At 61.8% G+C, this 18754-nt stretch carries 20 protein-coding genes; 10 read left to right on the top strand and 10 right to left on the bottom strand.

The annotated features are described in order from the left end of the window. Positions 1–113 precede the first annotated feature (113 nt). Positions 114–1289: a CaiB/BaiF CoA transferase family protein gene (locus KVH01_RS18150; RefSeq protein WP_217882345.1), complete on the top strand. Its 1176-nt coding sequence runs from the start codon at positions 114–116 to the stop codon at positions 1287–1289. Positions 1290–1313: 24 nt separating this feature from the next. Here KVH01_RS18150 and KVH01_RS18145 read toward each other — a convergent pair whose 3' ends face one another. Further along, positions 1314–1808, bottom strand: coding sequence for a SprT family zinc-dependent metalloprotease (locus KVH01_RS18145; protein ID WP_217882344.1), 495 nt, complete (start codon positions 1806–1808; stop codon positions 1314–1316). Positions 1809–1937: 129 nt separating this feature from the next. Next, entirely contained in the window at positions 1938–2540 is a 603-nt protein-coding gene (locus KVH01_RS18140) for a Yip1 family protein (RefSeq protein WP_043046623.1), read from the bottom strand. A gap of 284 nt (positions 2541–2824) precedes the next feature. On the opposite strand from KVH01_RS18140, the gene ttcA reads away from it, so the two are divergent. Together ttcA and KVH01_RS18130 are read left to right on the top strand one after the other, a co-directional pair. Next, the gene (gene ttcA, locus KVH01_RS18135; protein ID WP_043046624.1) at positions 2825–3649 is read left to right on the top strand and encodes a tRNA 2-thiocytidine(32) synthetase TtcA; all 825 of its coding nucleotides are present in this window, start codon (positions 2825–2827) and stop codon (positions 3647–3649) included. 67 nt (positions 3650–3716) lie between these two features. Continuing rightward, positions 3717–4388, top strand: a complete 672-nt coding sequence (locus KVH01_RS18130; protein ID WP_043046625.1) for a DNA-3-methyladenine glycosylase I — start codon at positions 3717–3719, stop codon at positions 4386–4388. Between the two features lie 113 nt (positions 4389–4501). On the opposite strand, the gene KVH01_RS18125 is transcribed toward KVH01_RS18130, so the two are convergent. Genes KVH01_RS18125 through arsC form a run of 3 tightly spaced genes read right to left on the bottom strand, consistent with a single transcriptional unit; the run spans position 4502 to position 5854 of the window. Continuing rightward, on the bottom strand, positions 4502–4906 hold the full coding sequence (locus KVH01_RS18125) for a DUF2069 domain-containing protein (RefSeq protein WP_217882343.1): 405 nt from the start codon (positions 4904–4906) through the stop codon (positions 4502–4504). Continuing rightward, complete coding sequence (gene wrbA, locus KVH01_RS18120) at positions 4890–5504, bottom strand: NAD(P)H:quinone oxidoreductase (protein ID WP_043046627.1); 615 nt, start codon at positions 5502–5504, stop codon at positions 4890–4892. The genes KVH01_RS18125 and wrbA overlap by 17 nt, the downstream gene beginning before the upstream one ends. Beyond that, the gene (gene arsC, locus KVH01_RS18115) at positions 5501–5854 is read right to left on the bottom strand and encodes an arsenate reductase (glutaredoxin) (RefSeq protein ID WP_217882342.1); all 354 of its coding nucleotides are present in this window, start codon (positions 5852–5854) and stop codon (positions 5501–5503) included. The genes wrbA and arsC overlap by 4 nt, the downstream gene beginning before the upstream one ends. 115 nt (positions 5855–5969) lie before the next feature. Here arsC and KVH01_RS18110 point away from each other — a divergent pair, with 115 nt between their 5' ends. Then, positions 5970–6431 (top strand): TlpA disulfide reductase family protein, encoded by a 462-nt coding sequence (locus tag KVH01_RS18110; RefSeq protein WP_124378422.1) that lies wholly within the window; start codon positions 5970–5972, stop codon positions 6429–6431. A 141-nt stretch (positions 6432–6572) separates the two neighbouring features. On the opposite strand, the gene KVH01_RS18105 is transcribed toward KVH01_RS18110, so the two are convergent. From KVH01_RS18105 to KVH01_RS18090, 4 genes are all read right to left on the bottom strand, one after another. Continuing rightward, on the bottom strand, positions 6573–6977 hold the full coding sequence (locus KVH01_RS18105) for an META domain-containing protein (RefSeq protein WP_043046631.1): 405 nt from the start codon (positions 6975–6977) through the stop codon (positions 6573–6575). Further along, a complete protein-coding gene (locus KVH01_RS18100) occupies positions 6974–7414 on the bottom strand; it encodes a hypothetical protein (protein WP_217882341.1) in 441 nt (146 codons plus the stop codon). The genes KVH01_RS18105 and KVH01_RS18100 overlap by 4 nt, the downstream gene beginning before the upstream one ends. Positions 7415–7485: 71 nt before the next feature. Continuing rightward, entirely contained in the window at positions 7486–8475 is a 990-nt protein-coding gene (locus KVH01_RS18095) for a 2-hydroxyacid dehydrogenase (protein WP_217882340.1), read from the bottom strand. Positions 8476–8637: 162 nt separating this feature from the next. After that, positions 8638–11391: a response regulator gene (locus KVH01_RS18090; RefSeq protein WP_217882338.1), complete on the bottom strand. Its 2754-nt coding sequence runs from the start codon at positions 11389–11391 to the stop codon at positions 8638–8640. 205 nt (positions 11392–11596) lie between these two features. Here KVH01_RS18090 and KVH01_RS18085 point away from each other — a divergent pair, with 205 nt between their 5' ends. Then, a complete protein-coding gene (locus tag KVH01_RS18085; protein ID WP_217882337.1) occupies positions 11597–12325 on the top strand; it encodes a response regulator transcription factor in 729 nt (242 codons plus the stop codon). Next, positions 12312–13670: a sensor histidine kinase gene (locus KVH01_RS18080; RefSeq protein WP_217882472.1), complete on the top strand. Its 1359-nt coding sequence runs from the start codon at positions 12312–12314 to the stop codon at positions 13668–13670. Before KVH01_RS18085 ends, KVH01_RS18080 begins: the two co-directional genes overlap by 14 nt. Before the next feature lie 4 nt (positions 13671–13674). Here KVH01_RS18080 and KVH01_RS18075 read toward each other — a convergent pair whose 3' ends face one another. After that, a complete protein-coding gene (locus tag KVH01_RS18075) occupies positions 13675–14190 on the bottom strand; it encodes a DUF2062 domain-containing protein (RefSeq protein WP_217882336.1) in 516 nt (171 codons plus the stop codon). A gap of 135 nt (positions 14191–14325) precedes the next feature. Here KVH01_RS18075 and KVH01_RS18070 point away from each other — a divergent pair, with 135 nt between their 5' ends. From KVH01_RS18070 to lpxK, 4 genes are all read left to right on the top strand, one after another. Continuing rightward, complete coding sequence (locus KVH01_RS18070) at positions 14326–16551, top strand: DNA internalization-related competence protein ComEC/Rec2 (RefSeq protein WP_225924270.1); 2226 nt, start codon at positions 14326–14328, stop codon at positions 16549–16551. 109 nt (positions 16552–16660) lie between these two features. After that, a complete protein-coding gene (locus KVH01_RS18065) occupies positions 16661–17296 on the top strand; it encodes a MotA/TolQ/ExbB proton channel family protein (RefSeq protein WP_043046641.1) in 636 nt (211 codons plus the stop codon). Then, positions 17293–17721, top strand: a complete 429-nt coding sequence (locus KVH01_RS18060; RefSeq protein ID WP_043046643.1) for an ExbD/TolR family protein — start codon at positions 17293–17295, stop codon at positions 17719–17721. The genes KVH01_RS18065 and KVH01_RS18060 overlap by 4 nt, the downstream gene beginning before the upstream one ends. Next, positions 17721–18731, top strand: a complete 1011-nt coding sequence (gene lpxK / locus KVH01_RS18055) for a tetraacyldisaccharide 4'-kinase (RefSeq protein WP_217882335.1) — start codon at positions 17721–17723, stop codon at positions 18729–18731. The genes KVH01_RS18060 and lpxK overlap by 1 nt, the downstream gene beginning before the upstream one ends. Positions 18732–18754: the final 23 nt, after the last annotated feature.

Raw genomic sequence — 18754 nt, 5'->3', positions numbered from 1 at the left:
CGCGAAAAAGCCCGCCGTGATCAAAACGGTCACTGCCGCTGATCGTTCTGACGATTGCCGGCAGGCGCAAGGCTGCCTAGTCTGTGGGGATTCGCAACCCGGATGGAGTCCGTATGTCAGGTCCCTTGGCGTCTCTTAAAGTGCTGGATTTTTCCACCTTGCTGCCCGGCCCGTTTGCCTCCTTGCTGCTGGCGGACATGGGCGCCGAGGTGCTGCGTATCGAATCGCCTACGCGCATGGACCTGCTGCGCGTATTGCCGCCCCATGACCGCGGCACGTCGGCGAGCCATGCCTATCTCAATCGCAACAAGCGCAGCCTGGCCCTGGATCTCAAGCAGGCCGAGGCGGTGGAGATCGTGCGTGAGTTGGTCAAGGAACATGACATTCTGGTCGAGCAGTTCCGCCCCGGGGTCATGGAGCGCCTGGGTTTGGGGTATGAAGCGCTCAAGGCAATCAATCCCGGGCTGATTTATGTGTCGATTACCGGCTATGGCCAGACCGGCCCTTACAAGGACCGCGCCGGCCACGATATCAATTACCTGGCATTGGCCGGCGTGGCCAGCCATACCGGACGCCGGGACAGCGGGCCGCTGCCGCTGGGGGTACAACTGGCCGATGTGGCAGGCGGGTCGCTGCATGCTGTAGTGGGCTTGCTGGCAGCGGTGATTGCCAGGCAACAGAGCGGGGTGGGGCAGTACCTGGATGTGAGCATGACCGATTGCTCGTTCAGCCTGAACGCCATGGCCGGGGCCGGTTACCTGGCCTGCGGGGTGATGCCTGAGTGGGAGAACCATGTGCTCAATGGTGGGAGTTTCTACGACTATTACCGCAGTCGTGATGGACGCTGGATGTCGGTGGGGAGTTTGGAGCCAGCGTTTATGCAGCAATTATGCGAGGCACTGGGTCAGCCGGAGCTGGCGGCCTACAGCGTGAAGCCTGAACAGCAGGCCGTTCTTAAGCAGGCCCTGCGGGTGGAGTTTGAGACGCGCAGCTTTGAGGAACTTTGCGAGCTGTTCGCCGGGGTGGATGCTTGTGTGGAACCGGTGTTGAGCCTGGCGGAGGCTGTTGAACATCCGCAGTTGAAGGCTCGAGAACTGGTCAGCCAGGTGCCCAGGGGGGATGGCTCGACACAAGCGCAATTGGCCTGCCCGCTGAAGTTTTCCGAAGGTTTGCCAGAGCCTCGGCATATTGGTGTGGCAGTGGGGGCGCACAGTGATGAAGTGTTGGCGCAGTTGGGGTTCAGTGCTCAGCGAATAGAGGAGTTGCGGCAGGCCAAGGTGGTTGGGTGAATGTAGTTGCTCCCGATGAGGCCCTTATTCCACCCGTGTCTCCCCGGTATATACCAGGGTCTGCCGACACCGCCGACACACATACCGCCGTCCCTGGTTCACCAAACCATGGCGCTGCGCCGAAAACGGAAAATCACTGTCCGCACACGGGCATCGATAGATATAACGCTTTACCTGGCGACGCTTGATCTCATAGGTATGGCAACGATCCGGCGGCAGTTCATAAACCCCACGCATGATCAACTGCCATTCCTCGCCATGGGGCTGGATACGTTCGCCAAACAACTGGTGGGCAATCAGGTGCGCCACTTCGTGGGCCACGGTTTGCTTGAGAAAGTGCTGGCTGTTTTCACGGTACAACTGGGGGTTGAAGCGCAGCAGGTTTTCGTGCAAATGCGCGACACCGGCTTTCTGGCCCCGCAGCTTGAGGCTGACCTGGGGGCGTTTGAAGCTTCGTTTGAAAAAGGATTCGGCTTGCAGGAAACAATCTTCGACGCGGGTATTGAGTTGCTCGGGCATGCTGTACATATCTCCAGAGACGCCCAGTATGCCGCAAAGTGGGGTGTTTCCGAATCTGTCAGGCGCCGAATGGTCGTGCATAACGCACAAAGCCACCTTGCGGTGGCCTTGCCCCAGGGTCTTGTTTGTTCAACTGGTGTAGATCGGCCCTACGCCCAAGCCCCAGACGATGACAGTAAAAGCCATGATCGCCACCAGTACCACCAGGCCCACGGCCAGTACCGAGCTGGAGAACAGGAAGCCTTCGTCCGGGTCGATGCTCATGAAGGTCGGCAGCCCCACATACAGCAGGTACACCGTGTAACAGATTGCCGCCGTGCCGACGACCATGCCCAGCCACATATGCGGGTAGAGCGCCGCCAGCCCACCGATAAACAGCGGGGTCGCGGTGTAGGTGGCAAAGGCCACGCAACGGGCCATGCTGGGGCTGGCGTCGTAGGTGCGCGCCATCCAGTGGATGAATGCCCCCATCACTGCCACGCCGCCGAGCATGGCGGCGTAAGACATCAGGGTCATCCACAGCGCGCTTTCCTGGGTCAGCATGACCGGCGCGCGGTTGCCGATGACCCAGCCGACCTGGGTGGTGCCGATAAAGGCGGATACGGCGGGGATCGCCGCAAGAATCAGGGTATGAGTGAGGTACATGTGGCCGATGCTTTCTTCCTTATCGCCACGAATTTCCCGCCATTCCTGGTCGGGATGGGTAAAAAGCCCCACGACGTGATGGATCATGCCAGTCACTCCTGTCGTTATTACCATCGCCCCCCATCGGAGCGCCCACGGGCCACATGGCCTGAAAGGTCTGGATATATGTGTGCGACCTCAAGTCGCAGTATAGGAAGTGATGACCGGAATAACTGTAGGGCCTTTAGAGCAAATTGCGCTGTAAACCTGGGGTTTAATCGCCGCTGGGCCTGTCAAATGTGGGAGGGGCTTGCTCCCACATTGAATGTAAGTAATCGACATCGCTAAAATACCCGGCTTTTCGTCACACACCTTCAGCGGATTCAAGCGCCATGGGCACTCTTACGGTCAACCAGAACAAACTGCAAAAACGCCTGCGGCGCCTGGCCGGTGAAGCGGTCGCCGATTTCAACATGATCGAGGACGGCGACAAGGTCATGGTCTGCCTCTCCGGCGGCAAAGACAGCTACACCATGCTTGACGTGTTGCTGCACCTGCAAAAGGTCGCGCCGATCCAGTTCGAGATCGTCGCCGTCAATATGGACCAGAAACAGCCAGGCTTTCCCGAGCACGTGCTGCCGGCCTACTTGAAAGAACTGGGCGTCGAGTACCACATCGTCGAGAAAGACACCTACTCGGTGGTCAAGGAGCTGATCCCGGAAGGCAAGACCACCTGCTCGCTGTGCTCGCGCCTGCGCCGTGGCACGCTCTACACCTTTGCCGACGAGATCGGCGCGACCAAGATGGCCCTGGGGCATCATCGCGATGACATCGTTGAGACCTTCTTCCTGAATATGTTCTTCAATGGCTCGCTCAAGGCCATGCCGCCCAAGCTGCGCGCCGATGACGGGCGCAACGTGGTGATCCGCCCGTTGGCGTATTGCAACGAGAAGGACATCCAGGCGTACTCCGACTTCAAGCAATTCCCGATCATCCCCTGCAACCTGTGCGGCTCCCAGGAAAACCTGCAGCGCCAGGTGGTCAAGGACATGCTGCTGGACTGGGAGCGCAAGACCCCCGGGCGTACCGAGAGCATCTTCCGCAGCCTGCAGAACGTGATCCCGTCGCAGTTGGCCGACCGCAACCTGTTCGACTTCACCAGCTTGAAAATCGACGAGACGGCCGCGTCGCGTTTCGTCAATGTAGTGAACCTCTGAGCCTCATCGAGGCTCTAGTAAACGGCGCTTGCGGGCGCCGTTTTCAATTCAACTGCCAGGAGAGGGCATGCGCGATTACAAGTGGCTGCACGAATATTGTCTGAACCGCTTCGGTTCGGCGGCCAAGCTGGAAGCCCACCTGCCTTTGCCCAAAACCCCGGCGCAATTGCGCAAGATCCCCGATGATCGTTACCTGTCGACCTTGGCGCTACGGGTGTTTCGTGCGGGCTTGAAGCACAGTGTGGTCGATGCCAAATGGCCGGCATTCGAGCAAGTGTTTTTCGGTTTCGACCCGGAAAAAGTCGTGCTGATGGGCGCCGAGCACCTGGAACGCCTGATGCAGGACACGCGCATCATCCGCCATCTGGGCAAGCTCAAGAGTGTGCCGCGCAATGCGCAGATGATCCTCGATATCGAGCAGGAGAAGGGCAGCTTCGGTGCGTTTGTCGCCGATTGGCCGGTGACTGATATCGTCGGGTTATGGAAATACCTGAGCAAACACGGCCACCAGTTGGGCGGGCTGTCGGCGCCACGGTTTCTGCGGATGGTGGGCAAGGATACGTTTGTGCCGAGCTATGACGTGGTGGCGGCGTTGAACGCACAGAAGATCGTCGATAAGGCACCCACCAGCCTGCGGGATTTGGCAACGGTGCAGGGCGCATTCAACCAGTGGCATGCCGAGAGCGGGCGGCCGATGTGCCAGCTGTCGATGATGCTGGCTTACACCGTCAACCATTGATCACTGTAGGATCGAGCTTGCTCGCGAAGAACCTGAGGACGACGCGTTAAGTCAGTATAAGCGCGTTATCGTTAACGATCTTCGCGAGCAAGCTCACTCCTACAAAGGGCAAATCAATCGGCTAGGCGCCGGTTCAACTGATGCCGCCAGCGCACATACAGCAGCGCCGTACAGAACACCGCCAGGCTCGCCAGCATCTCCAGCACCCCGAACCACTGGCGGTTCGGGTCGTACGCCGCCAGTGCGCCCTTGATGAAATACAGGTTCACCACAAAGCACATCCACGAATGCCCGCGGGCGCTACCTATGATCATCCCTGGCGCCAGTACCAGCAGCGGCACCAGTTCGATCAGCAGGATCACCCATGGGCGCGCCCCATGCAGGTCGGCGATGAACAGGTAGTACCCGCACAACAAGCCCACCAGGCCAAAAAACGCCAGCAGGCTCAGTGCCCGTGCAACCTTGACCCGCGGTTCCAGCCACGCCTGGGGCGGCAGGATTTTAGGTTTGCGGGCCACGGCCATTCTCCAGCAGCGTGGCGGTCTTGGCCAGGCGCAGACCCAGTGCCCGGCACAGGGTGATTTCATGGGGGTCGAGCATACGCTTGCCGTCGGGCCCGGAATGGTGGCTGGCGCCGTAAGGCGTGCCGCCGCCCTGGGTATCAAGCAGCGCCTGCTCGCTGTAGGGCAGGCCGGTGATCAGCATGCCATGGTGCAACAGCGGCAGCAGCATCGACATCAGCGTGGTCTCCTGGCCGCCATGCAGGCTGGCGGTGGAGGTGAACACGCCGGCAGGCTTGCCCACCAGCGCGCCGGTGAGCCACAGGTTGCTGGTGCCGTCGAGGAAATACTTGAGCGGCGCGGCCATGTTGCCGAAACGGGTCGGGCTGCCCAGGGCCAGGCCCGAACAGTGTTTCAGGTCATCCAGGCTGGCATACAGCGCGCCTTCATCGGGAATGCTCGGCGCCACGGCTTCGCACTCGGTGGAAATCGCCGGCACCGTGCGCAGCCGCGCTTCCATGCCGCCTTGTTCGATGCCGCGGGCAATCTGCCGGGCCATCTCGCTCACCGAGCCATTGCGGCTGTAATACAACACCAGCACATAGGGCGCGCTCACGGCAGGATCTCCAGCACGTTCTCGGGTGGGCGGCCAATGATGGCTTTATCGGCGGTTTCCAGGATCGGGCGCTCCATCAGCTTGGGATGGGCGGCGATGGCGGCGATCAATTGCGCTTCGCTGAGGTTGGCGTCGGCCAGGTTGAGGGTCTTGTATTCGTCTTCGCCGGTGCGCAGCAGCTGACGGGCGCTGATCCCCAGTTTTTCCAGCAGGGCCTTGATTTGCGCCGCGTCCAGTGGGGTTTCCAGGTAGCGCACCACGGTCGGGGCGAGGCCACGGGCTTCCAGCAGTTCGAGCGCACCGCGGGATTTCGAGCAGCGCGGGTTGTGATAAAGCGTCAGATCGGTCATGTGCGGGTCGCATCTTACGTAAGGTGGCGGGTATTCTACCTGCGCTGGCGCCTGTCCTTAAACCGTAAGAGGCGATAGGCCGCAGCCCATGTTCATTTTTGCGAAGGAATACCCCATGACAAGGCGACTGATCGGTGCATTGGCGATCATCACAACCCTGCTGCTCAGCGGCTGCGGTAACGATTACGGCGTTGACCAATACGGCCAGAAAGTGGCGGCCGAACGCCTGGACAAGCAGTGGCTGGTGGTCAATTACTGGGCCGAATGGTGTGGACCGTGCCGCACGGAAATCCCCGAGCTCAATGCCTTGGCCGAGCAGTTGAAGGGGCAGGGTGTGGGGGTGTTCGGAGTCAACTTCGACAATGTGCAGGGCGAGGAATTGAAGGCCGCCAGCGACAAGCTGGGGATCAAGTTTACGGTCCTGGCCCAGAACCCGGATGGCATCTTCGAGATTCCCCGCAGCGAGGCATTGCCGGTGACCTATATCATCGATGACAAGGGCAAGGTGCGGGAGCAGTTGATGGGGGAACAGACCGCAGAAGGGGTGCTGGCCAAGCTCAAGGCCCTGCGCGGTTAAAGCAACACCTCAGAGAACGTGTGGGAGGGGGCTTGCTCCCGATAGCGGTGCAACAGTCAATTGATGTATTGACTGACACACTGCTATCGGGAGCAAGCCCCCTCCCACATTGAGATCCCATCAATCCGAAGATTGGGGATATCAGCCTTCTTCAAGCCACAAGCGAATCGGCTTGCCCTCGGCCGGCCAGAACCGCGTCTGTTCGATCGGCGAGATGTCCCAGCGCTGCACGCCTTGCAGCGCCTGGAAGAAGCGCTGCTCCTGCTCCATCAGGGCCTCGGCGCAGAGTTTGCGGGTGCTGCCGATCTGGCCGAAGCTGAGCTTGTCGCCCTCGACGGTGTACGGCGCGAACCAGTGGTTGCAGCCGCCATTGCCATAGGCACGGCCATCGGCACCGAGGGTGACGGTCAGGTGGGCGTAGTCCATCAGTGGGCGTTCACCGATCCATTCCACCACATAGCTGTGATCGCGCTCCAGCTTCGCGCCATCCGCGGCGCAGCCGGCCAGGCCCATACCGATTGCGCCGAGCAACAACGCGCCTTTCATTGCGCAGCCTGCTGGCATTTCGGGCAGCGGTGCTTGTCGCCTTCGCTGGCCCAGCCGAGTTCTTTGATGCGTGCGTTGGCAGCCGGCTGCAGTGGCTCCTTGGTCAGCTTGGTTTCCACCGCAAATTCAAATTCCAGCACGGTGTCGCAGCTGTCGCAATTGACCTTCCAGGTATGAATCTCCAGCTCACCGAACTTCGGCCCCTGGGCCATGGCGACCCATTGGCCGGCCGGGCGGATGGAGTAGCGCGCATCCCCTTCGACGGTCAGGCGCATCGACAAGGTTTTACTGCCGCGCAAGGTGACGATCAGCACGTCGCCATGTTTGATCGAACCACCGATGCCGGTGACCTGGTAACGGCCCGGCACCAGGGCGCGGCATTCGATCAGGGTGTGTTGCGGGCTCAGCAAGCTGAAGCGGAAATCGTGTTCGGCCATGGATCCTCCAAATAGGCGCGGCATCCTATCACGGGTGCCGGCCTATCATGAGCCTGGTATGTGACCGCTGATCATCCCTCGACCCGGTTCTGCGTCCGGCCCTCGGCCCACGCCGCGATGTTGGCCAGCGTCGTGCCGGCAATCGCTGCCAGGGCCTCGCGGGTGAGGAATGCCTGGTGCGCGGTAATGATCACATTGGGGAAGGTCAACAGGCGGGCGAGCACGTCGTCTTGCAGGGGCAGGTCCGAGCGATCCTCGAAAAACAGTTGGGCTTCTTCTTCGTACACATCCAGCCCCAGATAACCCAACTGGCCCTCCTTGAGCGCTTCGATCAGCGCCGGGGTATCGACCAGGCCACCGCGCCCAGTATTGATCAGCATCGCGCCGGGCTGCATCTGCGCCAGGGAGCGGGCGTTGATCAGGTGCTGGCTGTCGACGGTCAACGGGCAGTGCAGGCTGATGATCTGCGCCTCGGCCAGTAATTCGGGCAGGCTCACGTAACGGGCGCCGAGGGCCTGGACCTGGGGGTTGGGAAAAGGGTCATGGGCCAGCAGCCGGCAGCCGAAGCCGGCCATGATCTTGGCGAAGGTGGCGCCGATCTGTCCGGTGCCGACCACGCCGACGGTCTTGCCGACCAAATCGAAACCGGTGAGCCCATGCAGGCTGAAGTCGCCATCGCGGGTGCGATTGTAGGCCCGGTGCAGGCGCCGATTGAGCGCCAGGATCAACGCGACGGCATGTTCGGCCACGGCGTGGGGCGAATACGCGGGCACGCGCACGATGGTCAGGCCCAGGCGCTGGGCAGCCGGCAAGTCGACATGATTGTAGCCGGCCGAACGCAGGGCGATCAGGCGCGTGCCGCCTTTGGCCAATTGCTCCAGCACCGGCGCGCTGAGGTCGTCGTTGATAAAGGCGCAGACCACCTCGTGGTGTTCGGCCAGGGCTACGGTGTCGAGGTTGAGGCGGGCGGGCTGGAATTGCAGCTCGATGCCCTGGGGGCACGGCTCTCCGAGAAAGCTGTCACGGTCGTAGGTTTGGCTGCTGAACAGAATGACGCGCATCAAGAAGGCTCCCTGCAATTTACACGTTGGAAATGCTGACTAAATGTGGGAGGGGGCTTGCTGCCGATGGCAGTGTGTCAGTCGAAATATCTGTAACTGATACATCGCTATCGGGGGCAAGCCCCCTCCCACATTTTGAGTGGTGTTATCCATGGAATTGCGTCAGGCGCTGACCCTCGCTTCACTGGCCAGCCGCGCAATTGCCATGTCCAGTTCATCCAGCGCGGCCATGGCCTTGGCATCATCCTGCTTGAGCAGGGTTTCGGCGCGTTGGCAGGCTGCGCGCAATTGCGGCACGCCGCAGTAGCGCGTGGCGCCGTGCAGTCGGTGCACGCGTTCGATCAGGGCGTGGTTGTCATTGGCTTCGCGGGCGAGGGTGATTGCCAGGCGATCAGCTTCCAGGGAGGCCAGCAGCATGGCGAGCATGTCAGCGGCCAGGTCTGCCTTGTTGGCGGCCAGGCGCAGGCCTTCCTCGTGGTCGAGCACCAGCAGTTGCACGCCCTGGGCCAGGCCGTCGCTGACGCGCTCGGGGCCTTGGTTGCGCAGGGCCAGGCCGGTCCATTTCAACACCACCTGGGCCAATTGCCGCTCACTGATGGGCTTGGTCAGGTAGTCGTCCATGCCGCTTTGCAGCAAGGCGCGTTTTTCGTTGGCCATGGCGTGGGCCGTGAGAGCGACCACTGGCAGCGGCGTGCCGTGGCGTTCGCTTTCCCACTGGCGGATGGCCTCGGTGCTCTGGCGCCCGTCCATGCCGGGCATTTGTACATCCATCAACACCAGGTCGAAGGTGTCCTGCTTCACCGCATCAATGGCCGCATAACCGCTTTCCACCGCCTGCACCTTGGCGCCCATGTCTTCCAGCAGGGTTTGTACCAGCAGCAGGTTGGCCGGATTGTCGTCCACGCACAGCACCCGTGGCGCACGGCTGGACAGCGGCTCTCCCGGTTCGCTGCGCGAGGGGCGCGGGCTGATCAGGTCGGCCAGGGAGCGGCGCAGCTTGCGTGTACAAGCGGGCTTGGCCTGCAACTGGCTGTTGGGGTTGGGCACCGATTGGTTGAACAGCATCTGCTCGGTAGTCGGGCACAGTACCAGGACCTTGCAGCCCAGGTGTTCGAGGTCCCACAAGTGTTGGTTGAGACGCTCGGGCGGAATGTCATTGGCGGTGACGCCGAGCACCGCCAGGCTGATCGCCTGTTCGGTCTGGTGTGCACTGGTGATGCCGTTGGTCAGGGTTTCCAGGGTGTTGAACGGAGTGACTTCCAGGCCGCAGTCTTCCAGTTGATGTTGCAGGGCCTGGCGCGCCAGTTCGTGATTCTCCAGCACGGCCACGCGGCGCCCCAGCAGCGGGGGTGCGGGCAGGTCTTCGACGTCGTCGCGGGTCTTGGGCAGGTTCAGGCTGATCCAGAATTCCGAACCTTCACCCGGCGTGCTGTCGACGCCGATTTCACCGCCCATCTGCTCGATCAAGCGCTTGGAAATCACCAGGCCCAGGCCGGTGCCGCCAGGTTGGCGCGACAGCGAATTGTCGGCCTGGCTGAACGCCTGGAACAGTGCGCGTACATCCTGGTTGGACAGGCCTATGCCGGTGTCTTGCACGCTGATGCGCAACTGCACGCTGTCTTCCTGTTCGTCCTCGATCATCGCCCGGGCAACGATGGTGCCTTCGCGGGTGAACTTGATCGCGTTGCTGATCAGGTTGGTCAGGATCTGCTTGAGGCGCAGCGGGTCGCCCACCAACGCCAGCGGCGTGTCGCGGTACACCAGGCTGACCAGTTCAAGCTGCTTGGCATGGGCGGCGGGGGCGAGGATGGTCAGGGTGTCTTGCAGCAGGTCCCGCAGGTTGAACGGCACACTGTCGAGTACCAGCTTGCCGGCTTCAATCTTCGAGAAATCGAGGATTTCGTTGATGATACCCAGCAGGTTGTCGGCGGATTTTTCGATGGTGCCCAGGTAATCCAGCTGGCGTGGCGACAGCTCGCTCTTTTGCAGCAGGTGGGTGAAACCGAGGATGCCATTGAGCGGCGTGCGGATCTCATGGCTCATATTGGCCAGGAATTCCGACTTGATGCGGCTGGCCTCCAGGGCTTCCTTGCGCGCCAGGTCCAGCTCGATGTTCTGGATCTCGATGGTCTCCAGGTTCTGGCGCACGTCTTCGGTGGCCTGGTCGATGCTGTGCTGCAGTTCTTCCTGGGCATTTTGCAGGGTTTCGGCCATGCGATTGATGCCCGACGCGAGCTGGTCCAGTTCCTGGCTGCCCAACGGCGGCAAACGGGTTTCCAGGTTGCCGTCCTTGAGCTGGGCCACGGCTTGCTTGATCTGACCAATCGGCGAATTGATGGTGCGGCTGATACGCAGGGCCAGGGCAGCTGTGCACATCAGGCCGACGGCAATCAATAACAGGCTGGCGAACAGGCTGCGGTAGCCGCGCAGCAGCATGCCGTTGTGGGACAGCTCCACTTCGACCCAGCCCAGCAGGCGGTCAGACTCATCCGGGATGAGTTCGCCCGCCAGGTTGCGATGGCGGCCAAATACCGGCAGCAGGTAGCGGGTGGCGTCGTTGCCGGTACGCTGCAACAAGCGCGAGCTGTTGCCGGTGGGCGGCTGGTTGAGCATGGTCGGACCAGCGTGGGCCAGGGACGAGCGGTCTGGCGCGAGGAACGACACGGTGCGTACATCCGGTTGCTCCAGGGACTGGGTGGCGATGCGCTCCAGCAGTTCGGTGTTCTTGTTGCCCAGCGCAGGCGCCACCAGTGGCGCCAACTGTTCAGCAATCATTTCGCCGCGTTGCAGCAACTGGCTCTGCAATTCCGACAGTTGCATCCAGGTGAAATAGCCTCCCAACACCAATGCCATCAGGCTGGTCGGTAATAAGGTCAGCAACAGTACGCGGCCTTTTATCCCCATTCTTCTAAGCACGCCACTCTCCTGCTGCTACGTTGTTATCAATTATCCACGCTGGCATCCAGCCCGCGCCACCTGCGCAGTGTAGCCATTTGCACGATCCGGAATCTCGCAAATTAATGACAGGCGGCAATCTTCGGGCCATTCGGTGCCGGGTGGCGATTGCCTGTAACCATTTAATCTAGAATAATCAGTGATTGAGAATGACTTGCAGACGCTAATGACTCCCGCAACAGTTGGCCTACCCAGTATCCTGACCATCGAAGATGACCCTGTGTTGGGGGCCTACGTGCATGAGCAGCTCGGCCGCAGTGGTTTTCAGGTGACGTGGTGCCGCAACGGCCAGCAAGGCCTGCAAATGGCCCGAGACCAGGCATTTGACCTGGTGTTGATGGATATCCTGCTGCCGGGGCTGGACGGGTTGTCGATCCTCACGCATTTGCGCCAGAGCCACGCCATGCCGGTGATTCTGATGTCGGCCCTGGGCGCCGAAGCCGACCGCATCAGCGGCTTTCGCCTGGGCGCGGACGACTATCTACCCAAGCCGTTCAGCATGGCTGAATTGTGCGTACGCATTGAAGCCATCCTGCGCCGGGTAGCCCTGGATCGCCGGCCTGAGTCGCCGCGCGCAGTGACGCGTGAGAATGCCCAGGTGCTGCATTTTGATGATGAGCGCTGTGATGTGGGCTGCCAGGCACAGTGGGCCGGGCTGACGCGCAGCGAGTACCGCCTGCTGGAAACCTTGCACCGCAACGCTGAAGAAGTCCTCAGCAAAGCCTTTCTGTACCAGCAGGTGCTGCAGCGTGGTTATGCGCCCCATGACCGCAGCCTCGACATGCACGTCAGCCAGATTCGCCGCAAACTCAAGGCCATCGGCTATACCGAGCGTGAAGTGCGCACGGTGTGGGGTAAGGGCTATATGCTGAGCGGTCATGATGAAGGGCTTTGAACGGCTGCCGGGCAAGCACTCGCTGTTCTGGAAACTGGCCTGCCTGTTGATCGCGTTCTGTTTGCTGATGATCTGGCTCAGTTGGTCGTGGGGCCGCTATATGGAGCAGCAGGGCGCGTACCTGTCGGACAAGTCGCGGGAGATTCTCAGTGGTTATGCGGCAGGCGCCGAGCTGGCCTGGAGCACACAAGGTCGCGCCGGGGTGGACGCCTGGTTGCAACTGATGGCCAAGCGTGAAACCACCTGGGTTGGCGTGATCGGCAACGATTTGCAATCCCTCGGCAGCAAGCCCCTGAGTGACAAGGAAAGCCAGCGCCTGACCTTTTTGCGCGGTCTGGATTGGCCGGTCAGCCGGCATGTCATAGGGTTGCCCTGGATGAAAGTGCCGTTTCCGGTCGATTCGGGTGTGGGCTCGCTGGTGATCGAGTTGCCACAACGTTTTATGCCGGGGCGTTATCAACTGCTCTGGCGAGTGGTCACCAACGGTGTGATTCCGGGCCTGTTCACGCTGTTGCTGTGCATCGGCCTCTATCGGCTGCTGATCATGCCCCTTAATCAATTGCGCGAGCAGGCCAATGCCTGGCGTGCGGACCAGTTGCATACGCGGATGTCCCGTGACGCGACCAGCCGCCAGGATGAATTGGGAGAGTTGGGGCGCGCCTTTGACCATATGTCCGAACGCTTGCAAGGCACGGTGCGCTTGCAGCAGCAGTTGCTGCGCGACATGTCCCATGAACTGCGTACGCCGTTGAGCCGCCTGCGGGTGGCCTGCGATAGCGAGCAAGACCCGGCCCGTTTGCGTGAGCGCCTGGGCCGGGAAATCGACGCTATGCAACGGCTGGTGGAAGACAGCCTGCAACTGGCCTGGCTCGACAGCGAAACAGCGCCGCTGCCCCAGGAAAACATTCAGATGCAGGCGTTATGGGACATGTTGCGCGAAAACGCCTGTTTCGAAAGCCACTGGCCGGCGTCGCGCTTGCCGTGCCTGTTGCCGACTGACAGTTGGGTGCGTGGCAACCTGAACACACTGGCCCAGGCCCTGGAAAATATCCTGCGCAACGCCATACGCCACTCTCCCGACGATGGCTGCGTGCAACTCGACGGGTGTCGCGAGGGGGATTATTGGCATATCTGGCTGCAGGATCAGGGCGGCGGTATTGATGAGCGGGATTTGGAACGCATTTTCGCGCCTTTTACCCGTTTGGACGGCTCGCGGCCCGGCGATGGTGGTTTCGGCCTGGGTCTGAGCATCGCCCGCAACGCCGTGCAGCGCCAGGGCGGGCGCTTATGGGCGGAAAATACCGGGCTGGGCCTGCGGGTGCATCTACGCCTGCTGGCGCGTTAGCTTTTCAGCGCCGACGCAATTTACGTTTTTTCCACTGGTGTGCCACCCACCAGCGCCAGTACGTCATCGTCAAGCAATAGGCCAACGCCCCCAACACCAGGCCCAGCACCACCGAACCCAGCAGGAACGGCTGCCAGAGCGTGCTCAGCTGGCCGCTGATCCATTCCCATGTGAGGTTATCGGGCAGGCTGCGCGGCGGTACGTTCATCAGCCAGGCGCCGGTCATGTAGGTACACACAAACACCACCGGCATGGTGATCGGGTTGGTCAGCCACACCAGGCTGACGGCGATCGGCATATTGCCGCGCACGACGATCGCCAGGACTGCCGCAAGCAGCATCTGCAACGGAATCGGTATAAACGCCGCAAATAAACCCACCGCCATGGCGCGAGCCACTGAGTGTCGGTTCAGATGCCAGAGGTTCGGATCATGCAGCAGGGTGCCAAGAAACTGTAATGACTTATGTTCCCTGATACTGCTGGGATCGGGCATGTACCGTTTGAATAAGCGCCGGGGCATAAGGGGTCCAGGTCAATTTGAGAGGCAAGTATGCCCGGATTCTATAAACAGAAAATTCAGACTTTGTGACAAAACATCATAGGCGCTGCCGGTCAGCCAGCTAAGACTGGATGGATCAGTGGAAAAGGATGATCCATGAAAACAGCGATGTTGGCCTTGGCGCTGGGGCTACTGGCGTTGCGTTGGTTACCTGCGTTGCCGCCTGGCGCAGGGGTGTTGGCCATGTTGGTGCTGGCGTTGATGCTGCTGCCTTTTCGCACCTATCCCGGGGCGTTCTTCCTGTTCGGTTTGAGCTGGGCCTGTATCAGTGCGCAGTGGGCGCTGGATGACCGCTTGCGCCCGGTGCTGGATGGGCAGACGCGCTGGGTCGAAGGGCGTGTCATCGGCCTGCCGCAGCAGACGGGCACAAGCGTGCGCTTCGAACTGGCCGACAGCCGGTCGCGCGCTGCGCGGCTGCCCAAGCGCATTCGCGTGTCCTGGCACGGCGGGCCCACGGTTAACAGCGGGGAGCGCTGGCGCCTGGCATTGACGCTGAAGCGGCCTGCCGGCCTGCTTAATTTCCACGGGTTTGACCATGAGGCCTGGCTGCTGGCCCAGCGTATCGGCGCCACCGCGACGGTAAAGGACGGCGAGCGCCTGACGCCGGCCCGCAATGCCTGGCGCGACGCTGTCCGCCAGCGCCTGCTGGCCGTGGATGCCCAGGGCCGCGAGGCGGGCTTGGCTGCATTGGTACTGGGCGACGGTTCCGGGCTGGCGCCGGATGATTGGCAGGTGTTGCAGGACACCGGCACGGTGCATCTGCTGGTAATTTCCGGGCAGCACATTGGCTTGCTGGCGGGGTTGATCTACGGCTTGATCGCTTTGTTGGCGCGCCGTGGGGGCTGGCCCCGAACCTGGCCTTGGCTGCCGTGGGCGTGCGGCCTGGCATTTGCCGGGGCGTTGGCTTATGGCTTGCTGGCGGGGTTCGGCGTGCCGGTGCAGCGGGCTTGCGTCATGGTGGGCCTGGTGTTGCTGTGGCGTTTGCGCTTTCGTCACTTGGGTGTGTGGTGGCCGTTATTGCTGGCGCTGAACGCTGTGCTGGTGCTTGAGCCCCTGGCCAGTCTGCAACCGGGCTTCTGGCTGTCGTTTGCGGCGGTCGCAGCGCTGGTCCTGGCATTCAGCGGGCGCCTGGGGCCGTGGAGCGCCTGGCAGGTCTGGACGCGTCCCCAGTGGTTGATCGCCATTGGCTTGTTCCCGCTGTTGCTGGTGTTGGGTTTGCCCATCAGCCTCAGTGCACCCGTGGCCAACCTGGTTGCCGTGCCATGGATCAGCCTGGTGGTTCTTCCCTTGGCGCTGCTGGGCACGGCGCTGCTGTGGGTGCCGTTGGCCGGCGACGGTTTGCTGTGGTTGGCCGGTGGTGCGCTGGACGGCTTGTTCAAGGGCCTGGCGCTGCTTGCCGTGCGTCTGCCCGCCTGGATACCGGCCGAAGTACCTCTGGGCTGTTGGCTGGTGAGCCTGGCCGGCGCAGTGATTTTGCTATTGCCCAAGGGCCTCCCGTTTCGGTTATTGGGCTGGCCCATGCTGTTGTTGGCGGTGTTTCCACCCAGGGAGTCGATACCCCATGGGCAGGTGGACGTGGTGCAGCTGGATGTCGGCCAAGGACAGGCGCTGATCCTGCGCACCCGCCATCACTCCTTGCTCTATGACGCCGGGCCCCGGTCGGGGCCTGTCGACCAGGGTGCGCGGGTCGTATTGCCGTCGTTGAAAAAGTTCGGGGTAGGGCAGTTGGACATGATGCTGCTCAGCCATGCTGATGCCGATCATGCCGGCGGTGCGGCGGCAGTGGCCCGGGGGCTGCCCGTCAAGCGCGTGGTGGGCGGCGAAACCGAAGGCCTGCCAGGGTTTCTCGGTACCCAGCCCTGTACCAGCGGCGAGCGGTGGGAATGGGATGGCGTGGCCTTTGAACTGTGGCAATGGGCCGGTGCGATTGATGGCAATCCGAAGTCCTGCGTACTGCAGGTCGAGGCCAATGGCGAACGCCTGCTGCTCACCGGCGATATTGATCGCGTCGCCGAACAGGCATTCCTGGCCTCGCCGCTGGCGGTGCCCACCGATTGGCTGCAGGCCCCGCACCATGGCAGCCGCAGCTCTTCGTCCTGGCCCTTCCTGCAGCGGCTGGTGCCGACATCGGTGCTGATCTCCCGTGGGCGCAGCAATGCATTCGGCCATCCTCATCCACAAGTAATGGAGCGCTATCAGGCCTTGGGCAGTCGGGTATATGACAGCGCTGAACAAGGCGCTGTGCGCCTGCGCCTGGGAACGTTCCTGCCACCGACTGTTGCGCGCAGTCAACGCAGGTTCTGGCGCGAACCGTTACCGTAATCCGGCGTTACCAAAGACTCTGGGCCGCGACGGGCGGGCCTGTAGCCGACGAACCCCGCTGCCGAACCTATATGGTAAAGTGGCGCACTTTTTTGAGGGGACATTCACTGTGTGGGAATTGGTCAAATCCGGCGGCTGGATGATGTTGCCGATCATTCTGAGCTCCATCGCCGCACTCGGCATCATTGCCGAACGCCTGTGGACCCTGCGCGCCAGTCGCGTCACCCCCGAGCACTTGCTGGGGCAAGTCTGGGGCTGGATCAAGAACAAGCAGCTCGACAAACAAAAACTCAAGGAGCTGCGCGCCAATTCGCCGCTGGGTGAAATCCTAGCCGCCGGCCTGGCCAACTCCAAGCATGGTCGCGAGATCATGAAAGAGTGCATTGAGGAAGCGGCTGCGCGGGTGATCCATGAGCTGGAGCGTTACATCAACGCCCTCGGTACCATCGCCGCCATGGCACCGCTGCTCGGCCTGCTCGGCACGGTGCTGGGCATGATCGACATTTTCAGCTCGTTCATGGGCGCGGGCATGGCGACCAACGCGGCGGTACTTGCCGGCGGTATTTCCAAGGCCTTGATCACCACGGCTGCGGGCCTGATGGTGGGGATTCCCGCGGTGTTCTTCCACCGCTTCCTGCAACGGCGCATCGATGAGCTGGTGGTCGGCATGGAACAGGAAGCCATCAAGCTGGTGGAAGTGGTGCAGGGCGACCGTGACGTGGACCTGGTCGAGGGCAAAGCGTGAAATTTCGCCGCAAGCAACGGGAAAATGTCGATATCAACCTCGCGTCATTGATCGACGTGGTGTTTATCCTGCTGCTGTTCTTTGTCGTGACCACCACCTTCACCCGGGAAACCCAGCTGCGTGTCGATTTGCCTGAAGCAGTGAGCGGTTCGCCTGCCGAGGACCAGCAGGTCAAGCAACTGGATATCGCCATCAGCGCCGATGGCGTGTTTTCGGTGAATAATCAGTTGCTGGAGAAAAACGACCTCGCCAGCCTTATGGAAGCCTTGCAGAAGGAATCCGGTGGTGACACCCAGTTGCCGCTGTCCATCAGCGCTGACGGCAAGACCCAGCACCAAGCCGTGATCACCGCCATGGACGCGGCCGGCAAGCTCGGTTTCAGTCATTTGCGCATGACCACCGTCGAGGCGGCGAGCCCACCCTGATGGCCATGTCCGATCGTTTGCTCAAGGCCTGGTACGAGGGCCATCCGGCGCTGGTGTTGTTGCGCCCGCTGGAGTCACTGTATCGCCGGGTAGTGCAACGCAAGCGTGCGCGCTTTGTGGCGGGCGAGGGCGAGATCTATCAATCGCCGGTGCCGATAGTGGTGGTCGGCAACATCACCGTAGGAGGCACTGGCAAGACGCCGTTGATCCTGTGGCTGATCGAACACTGCCGGCGCAGCGGTTTGCGCGTGGGTGTGGTCAGCCGTGGCTACGGCGCCAAGCCACCGCAACTGCCGTGGCGGGTCGAGGCCAGCCACAGCGCCGACGTGGCCGGCGACGAGCCCTTGCTGATCGTACAGCGCAGCGGCGTAGCGCTGATGATCGACCCCGACCGCAGTCGCGCGGTAAAGGCCCTGCTGGCCAGTGAACCCCTGGACCTGATTCTTTCCGACGACGGCTTGCAGCATTACCGCCTGGCCCGCGATCTCGAACTGGTGCTGATCGATGCCGCCCGCGGGCTTGGCAATCGACGCTGCCTGCCTGCCGGGCCGTTGCGCGAGCCGGTGGAGCGCCTGCAGAGTGTCGATGCGCTGCTGTATAACGGTGCCGCGACGGACCGTGAAGATGGCTTTGCCTTTCGCCTGCAACCCACTGCGCTGATCAACCTGCACAGTGGCGAGCGCCAGCCGGTAGCCTACTTTCCTGAGGGCCAGCAGGTGCATGCAGTCGCTGGCATCGGCAATCCGCAACGTTTCTTCAATACCCTTGAAACGCTACACTGGCAGCCGATACCCCATGCTTTTGCCGACCACGCGCCCTACAGCGCCGAGGTCTTGAGTTTTACCCCGTCATTGCCGCTGGTCATGACCGAAAAGGACGCGGTGAAGTGCCGCGCCTTTGCCCAGCCCGACTGGTGGTACCTTGCGGTGGATGCGGTGCCGTCACCGGCGTTCGTCGCCTGGTTCGACACGCAGCTGATGCGTCTGCTGCCCGACCGTCTCTTGCCTTAAAACGCTTCTTTCCAGGAAACACT

Origin of the sequence: Pseudomonas khavaziana, from assembly GCF_019145205.1 — a bacterium.
GTDB classification, from domain to species: domain Bacteria; phylum Pseudomonadota; class Gammaproteobacteria; order Pseudomonadales; family Pseudomonadaceae; genus Aquipseudomonas; species Aquipseudomonas khavaziana.
This window is presented reverse-complemented; position numbering and strand designations above follow the sequence as displayed.

Coding starts and splice junctions, on each gene's coding strand:
- KVH01_RS18150 (WP_217882345.1), top strand. CDS start 114: ATGTCAGGTCCCTTGGCGTCTCTTAAAGTGCTGGATTTTTCCACCTTG.
- KVH01_RS18145 (WP_217882344.1), bottom strand. CDS start 1,808: ATGCCCGAGCAACTCAATACCCGCGTCGAAGATTGTTTCCTGCAAGCC.
- KVH01_RS18140 (WP_043046623.1), bottom strand. CDS start 2,540: ATGATCCATCACGTCGTGGGGCTTTTTACCCATCCCGACCAGGAATGG.
- ttcA (WP_043046624.1), top strand. CDS start 2,825: ATGGGCACTCTTACGGTCAACCAGAACAAACTGCAAAAACGCCTGCGG.
- KVH01_RS18130 (WP_043046625.1), top strand. CDS start 3,717: ATGCGCGATTACAAGTGGCTGCACGAATATTGTCTGAACCGCTTCGGT.
- arsC (WP_217882342.1), bottom strand. CDS start 5,854: ATGACCGATCTGACGCTTTATCACAACCCGCGCTGCTCGAAATCCCGC.
- KVH01_RS18110 (WP_124378422.1), top strand. CDS start 5,970: ATGACAAGGCGACTGATCGGTGCATTGGCGATCATCACAACCCTGCTG.
- KVH01_RS18105 (WP_043046631.1), bottom strand. CDS start 6,977: ATGAAAGGCGCGTTGTTGCTCGGCGCAATCGGTATGGGCCTGGCCGGC.
- KVH01_RS18100 (WP_217882341.1), bottom strand. CDS start 7,414: ATGGCCGAACACGATTTCCGCTTCAGCTTGCTGAGCCCGCAACACACC.
- KVH01_RS18095 (WP_217882340.1), bottom strand. CDS start 8,475: ATGCGCGTCATTCTGTTCAGCAGCCAAACCTACGACCGTGACAGCTTT.
- KVH01_RS18085 (WP_217882337.1), top strand. CDS start 11,597: ATGACTCCCGCAACAGTTGGCCTACCCAGTATCCTGACCATCGAAGAT.
- KVH01_RS18080 (WP_217882472.1), top strand. CDS start 12,312: ATGAAGGGCTTTGAACGGCTGCCGGGCAAGCACTCGCTGTTCTGGAAA.
- KVH01_RS18075 (WP_217882336.1), bottom strand. CDS start 14,190: ATGCCCCGGCGCTTATTCAAACGGTACATGCCCGATCCCAGCAGTATC.
- KVH01_RS18070 (WP_225924270.1), top strand. CDS start 14,326: ATGAAAACAGCGATGTTGGCCTTGGCGCTGGGGCTACTGGCGTTGCGT.
- lpxK (WP_217882335.1), top strand. CDS start 17,721: ATGGCCATGTCCGATCGTTTGCTCAAGGCCTGGTACGAGGGCCATCCG.